The following is a 442-nucleotide window of genomic DNA, read 5'->3' on the forward strand; positions in this document are numbered from 1 at the left end:
CGTGACGGGTGACATTGGCGCTGACGCCGACCGACTGCCGCCGCCGCCGACCGCGCCTGCCGCCCCACCCGCACCGCCGGTCGAGAAAACGGTCGGCACGATCGGCTCGGCGACCAGTCCGGTCGTGCCCAAGGCCAGTGGCGATGGCTCGCCCGCGGCCAAAAAAAAGAATCGGACGATTTACTTGCCGCCTGGTTTCATGAAGGCGCGGCTCCTGACCGGGGTCGATGCGCTGGCGAGCCGCGATGCGACGAGCAATCCCGAACCGATCATCGCCCGCGTCCAGGCACCGGCCGTGCTTCCCAATGAGGTGAAGGCCAATCTCGCCGGCTGCTTTGTCGTCGGCAATGCAACCGGCAGTCTCGCCAAGGAACGGGTCGAGATCCAGCTCGTCACCTTGTCGTGCGTCGATTTCGACGAGCATTCGGTCGTCGACCAGCCG

Annotated in this window: 1 pseudogene; it reads left to right on the forward strand. The window is 66.5% G+C overall.

The window, feature by feature from the left end:
• Positions 1-184 precede the first annotated feature (184 nt).
• A pseudogene (locus OWC48_RS46645) lies at positions 185-442 on the forward strand (hypothetical protein); the annotation flags it as partial.

The sequence above is a fragment of the Bradyrhizobium sp. Arg816 genome (assembly GCF_029989365.1).
Taxonomy (GTDB): domain Bacteria; phylum Pseudomonadota; class Alphaproteobacteria; order Rhizobiales; family Xanthobacteraceae; genus Bradyrhizobium.